Raw genomic sequence first — 7,629 nt, forward strand, 5'->3', positions numbered from 1 at the left:
AAACTATATCGTGCTGATCAACTGGACGGAGCAGGGCGCCAAAAATGTGCGCGAGTCGCCGAAGCGGCTCGATGCCGCCAAGAAGCTGCTGGGAGACATGGGTGGCTCGTTCAAGGCGTTTTATCTCACCATGGGCGAATGCGATATGGTGGCGATCGTCGAAGCGCCCGACGATGCGGTGCTCGCTCGTTTCTCGCTGATGCTGGCGACAGGCGGTAACGTGAGGACGCGGACGCTCAAGGCTTTCCCGGAATTGGCCTATCGCGAGATCATCGCCTCGCTCGGCTGAGGCGTTGCGCGGCTACAGATCCGCGCAAGCTGCCGAGCCCGGCACGGTCAGGCGCCGCTTGGCGGCGCCCGGCCAGTCTGGTCCGAAATGTTGCGGGGCGAAGGTACTTCCCGGATATTCCGCGCAGCACCTCAGCTCGCGTCTCTGAACACATGCCCAAGCCTCTGCTGACCATCTGGTACAACACCCGCTGTCCGGTTTGCGATGCCGGCATCAGCCGGCAGAAGCAGCGGCTGATCGAGGCGATCAAGACCGGGCGGATCGCGTTTCGCGACATCAATGCCGAACCGGCGGCACTGGCCGGATACGGCGTGTCGCTGGAGGACATCCGCCGCCGGCTGCACGCAATTGATGCGGATGGCAAACTGCTGGTCGGCGCCGACGTCGTAATTGCCGTCTGGCTGAAAACACCGGGCGAGGGCTGGCTGGCAGCGCTGTTCGGCAACCGCACCGTGCTGCCGTTGACGCGCTATGCCTATGATCGTTTCGCCGATCTTCTCTATGCCTGGAACCGGCGCAAGGGCCGCTGGTAAGCGGCAGAGACAACCGCCCCGGGCCTTTTGGGACTCCGGAGAGGTTCAGCCACTGCCTTAGCCGCAAACGCGCTCTTTCAATGCCGGTGCGCAATTACGTTACATCGTAAGATATATCTTGACTCAACCACCTCGCCTGCCTAATTGAGATATATCGTAAGACATAACTCAAGGAGCAGACGATGCACGGACATCATCCTTTCGGCGAGCATGCCGAGCGCGTTTTCATGCATATGGCCGGCAAATTCGGCGGTCGTGGCGGCGGCTTCGGCCCATTCGGCCACGGCATGAGGGGCGGCGGGCGCGGCGGGCCGGGCGACATGTTCCGCGCCGGGCGTATGCTGGCCGACGGCGATCTCAAGCTGATCACGCTGTCGCTGTTGGCCGAGGCGCCGCGCCACGGCTACGACATCATCAAGGCGCTGGAGGAGCGCACCAGCGGCGTCTACAGCCCGAGCCCAGGCGTGGTCTATCCGACGCTGACCTTCCTGGAAGAGGCCGGCTATGCCGTCTCGTCGGCGGAAGGCAACAAGAAGGTGTTTTCGATTACCGAGGCCGGGCAGGCGCATCTCAATAGCAATCGCGAGATGATCGACCATGTGCTCGACCATCTCGAGCGTTTCGGCCGCAAGATGGCAAAGGCGCGCGACTGGTTCGGCTGGAACGAGGACGAGGATGGCGGACGTCGCGGCCGCGGCCGTTCGGAAAAGCGCAACGAATTCCGCGCCGTGCGCCACCGGCTGCGCGCAGCCCTCGGCGACATCGTCGACGCGCGCGCTGAAAAACAGGCCGAGGCAATCGCAATATTGAAAGGGGCGGCCGAAGCCCTCGAAGCGCTGTCGCGCGATTGACGTCCGGGCCGGATGCGGCCCTTGCCCGTTTGCCTAAGGACCGCTAGTGAAATCATCCTGCACCACGCTATGTGATGCAGGATGATTGCCGTTGGAGGGCGCTCCCATGTCTTTTCTGAAACGTCTTTTCGGCGGTGGCGGCGGTGACGCGGGCGAACCAAAGAGTGCTGCACCGGCAAAGCAGATCGAGCACAAGGGATTTTTAATCAGCGCCACGCCCTACAAGGCGGAAGGCCAATACCAGACCTGCGGCGTAGTTTCTAAGGAGATCGACGGCGTGATGAAGGAGCACAAATTCATCCGCGCCGACCGTTTTGCCGGGCTCGACGACGCCGTCGACATCTCGATCAAGAAGGGCATCCAACTCGTCGACGAGCAGGGCGAGAAGATGTTCGGGTAGATCCTCATTACAGCCTTGGATCGATTGGCTCGCTCTCCAGCGCCAGCACGCCAAAAACACACTCGTGAATCCGCCGAAGCGGCTGTTTGGCGACAAATCGCTTCAGCGCCTGGTGGCCGAGCGCGAATTCCCTGAGCGCCGAGCTGCGCTTGCCGCCCAAGCTTCGCTCTCGCAGGCGGACCAGATTGTCCGGCGCATCATATTCGGGGCCATAGATGATGCGCAGGTATTCTCGGCCGCGGACTTTCAGCGCCGGCTGGATGAGTCCCTTCTTGCTCCGACTGATGAAGTCGAGCGGTTTAACCACCATGCCTTCGCCACCCGAGCCCGTCAGCGCCTCCCACCAGGCGACGGCCTCCGCACACGCGCTGGCGTCGGCCAGATCAACCGTGCGCCATCGCGTGCGCGTTACCACGCCATCGCCCGCAGCCAGACGGTCTGCAAGCGTCATGTGCCAAATGTGGTCCTGGTCGAACCAAACACGTCCCTCACTGGCGAGCAGGTGGAACGGCGCAACCTTCAGGCCGTCGATGTCCGAGACCGGCCACACATAGGGCGCCCAGGCGATGGCATATTTGGCCGCACGCGAAGCCCGGTCTTCAAGGCGGGCGTTGAGGGCGGTTGCATCGACGCCGCGCGCCATCGCACGGGCCAACGCCTCGCGACTGACCTGGAAGCCGGCGGCCGAGGACGTTGCCACCGGCGCATACTGGCTTTCAATCAAGCTGCTGGCCTTGGCCGACCAGGGCATTATCTCGGTGTCCAGCAGCAGCCAGTCGCTGTTTAATTCCTCCCACAGTTCCGCTGCTTCGACGCCGGCGCGGAGACGGGCGAGCAGGCCTTCCGTCATGGCAGGGTCGTTGAAAAAGGAGCGTCCGGTCCGGGTCCAGATCGCGCCGGTTTCATCGCCCAATGTCCCGAAGCGGTTACGGGCCGTCTGCGCGTCCCGGCACAGCGCGATCACTGCCCGCGAGCCCATGTGCTTCTCCTCACACACCACCTGAGCGACGTCACGTTCGCGGTAGTAAGCGAGGGCGTCCTCGGGACGTTCCAGCCAGCCGCCTAGGCTGCTCGTCTCTGACGGCGACATCGTCGGCGGCAGATAGATCAGCCATTGCGGCGGCAGCGCGAAGCGGCTCATCACCTCCAGCGCTGCCGAAGCATTCTCCTCGGCTACGACAATCCGGCCTCTCAGTTCGGTCTCGATCCAACGGCGACCGGAGACATCCTGGTAGTCGAGTACCCCGTCGGCATCGGCCTGCGCCGATTTGTCCGGCCTGGAACCGCCCAGCGGACGCATCGGTTCCGACCAAGTCTGGATTGCCGGGACATCGACCAGTTCGCGTTCGGGCCAGCGCAAAGCCGTCAACTTGCCGCCGAATACGCAGCCAGTGTCGATGCATAGGGTGTTGTTGACCCACTCGGCCGACAGCACCGGCGTGTGGCCGTAGATCACGGCCGTCTTGCCACGGTAGGCCGTGGCCCAGTCCGCTCGGACGGGAAGGCCAAATTGGTCGATCTCGCCTGTGGTCTCGCCATAGAGGGCGAACTCACGCACGGCGCCGGAGCCGCGTCCTATCATCTCTTCCCTAAGGCCAGCATGAGCGACGGCGAGGCGTCCGCTGTCCAGCCAGACATGGCTGCGCAGGCCGTCGAGGAAGGCCGGCAGGGCTTCTCGCAGACCGCGATCCTGAGCGTCCAATTGGTCGATCGTTTGCTGAAGGCCGTGGGCGACCGTGACCTTGCGGCCTTCCAGCCATCGGCTGAGCTTGCGTTCGTGATTGCCTTGGACACAGTAGGCAGTACCGGCTGCGACCATGCTCATAGCGATGCGCAGGACATCGGGCGCGTTGGGGCCGCGATCGACGAGATCGCCGACAAAGACGATCTTGCGGCCGTCCGGCGGGGTCACGGCGACCGTCCGATCGTCGCGATCCTCGGACCAAGCGACCCTGTAGCCGAGTCGACTGAGCAGGATCTGAAGCTCATCGGCGCAGCCGTGGACATCGCCTATGATATCGAACGGACCGTGGTCGCCGCGCTTGTCGGTCCACAGCGGTTGGCGCGAGACCTTGGCGGTGTCGATGCTGGCCTCGCTGGTAAGCTTCCAGACCTGGCGGAAGCCCTCGCGTTGCAGGCCGCCGAGACCCTTGCGGATTTCGGTCGTCATGCGTTGGGCCACCCCGGGCCCGAACGGCCGGTCGGGGCGCGACGCGTTGCGCGCGACGCAGACATCGACACCAGGATCGATGACCACAGCGACTGGCAGAGCGTGCCACTTGCGCGCCAGCTCGACCCAGGCCTTGCGGTCGGCGGCCCGCACATTGGTGGCGTCGATGACGGCCAGCTTGCGGTGCTTAAGCCGTTTGCCGGCGATCTCGCGCACCAGCTCGAAGGCGTCGGCCGAGACGTCTTGATCAGTCTCGTTGTCGGTGATGAGTCCGCGGCAGCGATCCGAGGAAATGATCTCGGTCGGCAGGAAATGCTTGGCGGCGAAAGTCGACTTGCCCGATCCGGTCGAGCCAATCAGCACAACCAGAGCGAAGTCAGGGATGGTGAGATCGGTTTTGTCGGGCTCTCTCATCGCGTGAATACCGCCATCTGCGTGGGCGCCCCCAGCACAGGGTTCTCGGTCCCGATGCCGCTGAAGGCGGAGGCATAGCCATAGGTCTCACCAATTTTGGCCGCCCAGGTTTCGAACTGGGCGCGGCTCCATTCGAAGCGGTGGTCCGGGTGGCGAAAGGCGCCAGGGGCCATGTTGGCGAACAGAACGTTGTAGTCCGCATTCGGAGTGGTCACGATCACCGACTTGGGCGCCGTCTCGCCGAAAACGATGCGTTCGACCAGAGGCAGCCTGTTCTCGTCTAGATGCTCGATGACTTCGACCAGCACCACAACGTCGGCCTCGGCCCAGCGTCTATCCCGATACGTCAGCGATCCATGTAGCAGCGTGACCCGACCCTCGGGCGGCCCGCCGAATTCGTTCAGCTTGAGACGCTTGGCAGCCCATTCCAGTTCGCGGACTGCAGGATCAAGTCCAAACAGCTTGTGGACCCATCGTTCGCGCACAAGCCGATAGAGTAGCTTGCCTTCGCCGCATCCCAAATCCGCAATAGTGGTTCCGCCGGTGGCTCGAATGGCCTGAACCACAGCGTCCATACGCAAATCGTTCAACCGGATCGGTACCTCCAGCGCCTCCTCGGGCGCGACGCGGACTTCAGGAGGCAGCGCCTCGCCGGCCGTCTCGGGAGCCAATCGCTCCAGGGCGATACGGGCCAAGGCACCGCGATTGCGCAGATAGCGACGTACGATGAGGTCTTTGGCGGGATGGTTTTCCAGCCAGCCCTCGCCCTTGGATAGCAGCTTGTCGATCTCAGCCTCGCCGACCCAGTAGTGCTTGGCGTCGTCCATCACCGGGATCAGGACATAAAGGTGGTTCAGCAGGGCACTTAGCCGGCCGGTGCCGGTCAACTTCAGTTGACCGTATCGCGGGCCGCTTGCACCAGACCCGACGTCCCCTATCGGGGTTAGATCGACGGTCCACCCCAAAGGTTGGAACAGGCCTCGAACCAGAGCCTCACCGCCGCGCATCGGCAGCGGTGTCACCACCGCCTCCAGCGGCAGGTCGCTGTTGGCCAGTTCCTGACGCTCCTTTGATATGCCGGTCATAGCGGTCCGCAGCGTTTTGTTTAGCGCCACCGACAGGAAGGACGATGCCGCATAGGGCCGGTCGTTTACATACTGGTCCAGCAGGCCTTCTGCCTGACCTTTGCCCCGCACGAGCCCTATCGGATCGACGTCGAGCAGTAGTGCAGCCTCGCAACGCTCGTCAGTCGCCTCGGGATAGAACAGCCACGCCTTGCCGAAGGACAGGTCGGTCTCGTGCAGACGATCGGGATGCTTGTGCAGCAAGAAGCCGAGATCTGTGGCCGGACGATGCGTTGTGGCGACGGAGAGGAACATCGGCGACCGATAGCGCAGACAAGCGGAATAACCAATGGTGTCGCGCCGCTATCCTGGTAAAAGCCATCCAACACTTTGACTCGGGCGCAGCCGCGCTAGCAGATCGCAAAAGGCAGGCGCCGGGCGCCTGCCTTTTGTTCTGGTTACCAGTTGTTCGTGCTCTACGCGGCAGCGGCGACCGCTCCGGTTGAGGCTACAACGGCATCCACCTTGGCTGACGCCTTGGCCAGAGCGGCCGAGACGGCCTCGGGGCCCATGCCGACGCCCTCGATGCGGATGACTTCGACGTCGGTCATGCCGATGAAGCCAAGCACGCTGCGCAGATAAGGGATGGCGTGGTCCATCTGCACGGCAGCGCCTTCCGAATAGATGCCGCCCGAGGCGAGGACGATGTAGACCTTCTTGCCGGTGACTAGGCCCTTCGGGCCATTCTCGCCATAAGCGAAGGTCTTGCCGGAGCGAGCGACATGATCGACCCAGGATTTCAGGGTCGACGAGATGCCGAAATTGATAAAGCCGGTGGCGAGGATGATGGTGTCGGCGGCGAACAGCTCGTCGAGCACGGCGTCGGACACGCCGACGACCTCGGCCTGGCGCGGGGTACGGGATTCAGCCGGCGTGTAGATGCCGGCTGAATAGTCCGGATCGATGTGCGGCAGCGGGTTCGCAACAAGGTCACGCACGACAAGCTTGGCCGACGGATCGGCGGCAACGAGCTTCTCGGCGAGCTCGGTGGCGATACGGGTCGAGTGCGAGGCATTGCCGCGCGGGCTGGAAGTGACAAGAAGGATGGACATGGCGGGTCTCCAGGGCTGGAACGATTTGTCCCGCTAAATATGGGTTCTCGACCCATTTGAAAAACTGGTATATTTTTTATACTATCCATCTACAATCTGGATAAGGCTATGCAACCCAATCCGACGCTCGACCAACTGCAAATCCTGGTCACAGTGGCCGACACCGGCAGTTTCTCCGCCGCCGGGCGCAAGCTCAACCGCGCGCAATCGGTCATCAGCTATGCCATCGCCAATCTCGAGGCGCAGCTCGGGCTGCAACTGTTCGAGCGCGAGGGCACGCGCGAGCCGCAGCTGACCGAGATCGGCCGGGCGATGCTGGAGGACGCGCGACGCATGACCGGTGTGCTGCAGCGCATCCGCTCGCGCGTCGACGGCTACCATCAGGGGCTGGAGGCGGAAGTGGCGCTGTCGGTCGATGCGGCACTGCCCTCACCGGTGCTGGTGCGGGTGCTGAAGGCGTTCGAGGCTCAGTTTCCGACCGTGATGCTGCGCCTCCATATCGGCACGCTCGGCCTGATCCCCGATCATGTCGTCAGCGGGCAAGCCGATCTCGGTGTTGGCGGCCTGCTGGGCGAGGTCGACGTCCACCTTGTGCGCATCGGCTTCATGTCGATAGTTCTGGCCGCCGCGCCCAGCCACCCGCTGGCGCTGCTGCCGAAGCCGGTGGCGATCGAGGGGGTGCGCGAACACACCCAACTCGTTGTCACCGACCAGTCCGAGCGCACCAAGGGGCGCGACTTTGGCGTCTTTGCCTACCGCACTTGGCGGCTGACGGACCTGCGCACTAAGCATATGC

Annotated in this window: 8 protein-coding genes; 5 read left to right on the forward strand and 3 right to left on the reverse strand. The window is 63.4% G+C overall.

The genetic code is table 11. From position 1 onward, the window contains the following. Positions 1-7 precede the first annotated feature (7 nt). The 4 genes from EOA85_RS21750 (at position 8) to EOA85_RS21765 (ending at position 2,073) form a co-directional block, all read left to right on the forward strand. Positions 8-289, forward strand: coding sequence for a GYD domain-containing protein (locus EOA85_RS21750; protein ID WP_245485933.1), 282 nt, complete (start codon positions 8-10; stop codon positions 287-289). A 152-nt stretch (positions 290-441) separates the two neighbouring features. Continuing rightward, positions 442-822 carry a DCC1-like thiol-disulfide oxidoreductase family protein gene (locus EOA85_RS21755; RefSeq protein ID WP_206523344.1) on the forward strand — a complete coding sequence of 127 codons (381 nt, stop codon included), beginning with the start codon at positions 442-444 and terminating at the stop codon, positions 820-822. Between the two features lie 182 nt (positions 823-1,004). After that, the gene (locus EOA85_RS21760; RefSeq protein ID WP_127211123.1) at positions 1,005-1,673 is read left to right on the forward strand and encodes a PadR family transcriptional regulator; all 669 of its coding nucleotides are present in this window, start codon (positions 1,005-1,007) and stop codon (positions 1,671-1,673) included. A 106-nt stretch (positions 1,674-1,779) separates the two neighbouring features. Next, the gene (locus EOA85_RS21765) at positions 1,780-2,073 is read left to right on the forward strand and encodes an HlyU family transcriptional regulator (protein ID WP_065009209.1); all 294 of its coding nucleotides are present in this window, start codon (positions 1,780-1,782) and stop codon (positions 2,071-2,073) included. 7 nt (positions 2,074-2,080) lie between these two features. Here EOA85_RS21765 and EOA85_RS21770 read toward each other — a convergent pair whose 3' ends face one another. From EOA85_RS21770 to EOA85_RS21780, 3 genes are all read right to left on the reverse strand, one after another. Further along, on the reverse strand, positions 2,081-4,657 hold the full coding sequence (locus tag EOA85_RS21770; RefSeq protein ID WP_127211124.1) for a polynucleotide kinase-phosphatase: 2,577 nt from the start codon (positions 4,655-4,657) through the stop codon (positions 2,081-2,083). Continuing rightward, entirely contained in the window at positions 4,654-6,036 is a 1,383-nt protein-coding gene (locus tag EOA85_RS21775; protein WP_127211125.1) for a 3' terminal RNA ribose 2'-O-methyltransferase Hen1, read from the reverse strand. Before EOA85_RS21775 ends, EOA85_RS21770 begins: the two co-directional genes overlap by 4 nt. Before the next feature lie 161 nt (positions 6,037-6,197). Next, positions 6,198-6,833, reverse strand: coding sequence for an FMN-dependent NADH-azoreductase (locus EOA85_RS21780; RefSeq protein WP_127211126.1), 636 nt, complete (start codon positions 6,831-6,833; stop codon positions 6,198-6,200). A gap of 108 nt (positions 6,834-6,941) precedes the next feature. Between EOA85_RS21780 and EOA85_RS21785 the strand changes: the two genes are divergently transcribed. Continuing rightward, positions 6,942-7,629 (forward strand): LysR family transcriptional regulator (locus EOA85_RS21785; RefSeq protein WP_164759792.1); only part of this gene is annotated, 688 nt, incomplete at its 3' end.

Source organism: Mesorhizobium sp. M5C.F.Ca.IN.020.29.1.1 (assembly GCF_003997375.1).
In the GTDB taxonomy this organism is placed as follows: domain Bacteria; phylum Pseudomonadota; class Alphaproteobacteria; order Rhizobiales; family Rhizobiaceae; genus Mesorhizobium; species Mesorhizobium wenxiniae.

Coding starts and splice junctions, on each gene's coding strand:
- EOA85_RS21775 (WP_127211125.1), bottom strand. CDS start 6,036: ATGTTCCTCTCCGTCGCCACAACGCATCGTCCGGCCACAGATCTCGGC.
- EOA85_RS21755 (WP_206523344.1), top strand. CDS start 442: ATGCCCAAGCCTCTGCTGACCATCTGGTACAACACCCGCTGTCCGGTT.
- EOA85_RS21760 (WP_127211123.1), top strand. CDS start 1,005: ATGCACGGACATCATCCTTTCGGCGAGCATGCCGAGCGCGTTTTCATG.
- EOA85_RS21780 (WP_127211126.1), bottom strand. CDS start 6,833: ATGTCCATCCTTCTTGTCACTTCCAGCCCGCGCGGCAATGCCTCGCAC.
- EOA85_RS21770 (WP_127211124.1), bottom strand. CDS start 4,657: ATGAGAGAGCCCGACAAAACCGATCTCACCATCCCTGACTTCGCTCTG.
- EOA85_RS21765 (WP_065009209.1), top strand. CDS start 1,780: ATGTCTTTTCTGAAACGTCTTTTCGGCGGTGGCGGCGGTGACGCGGGC.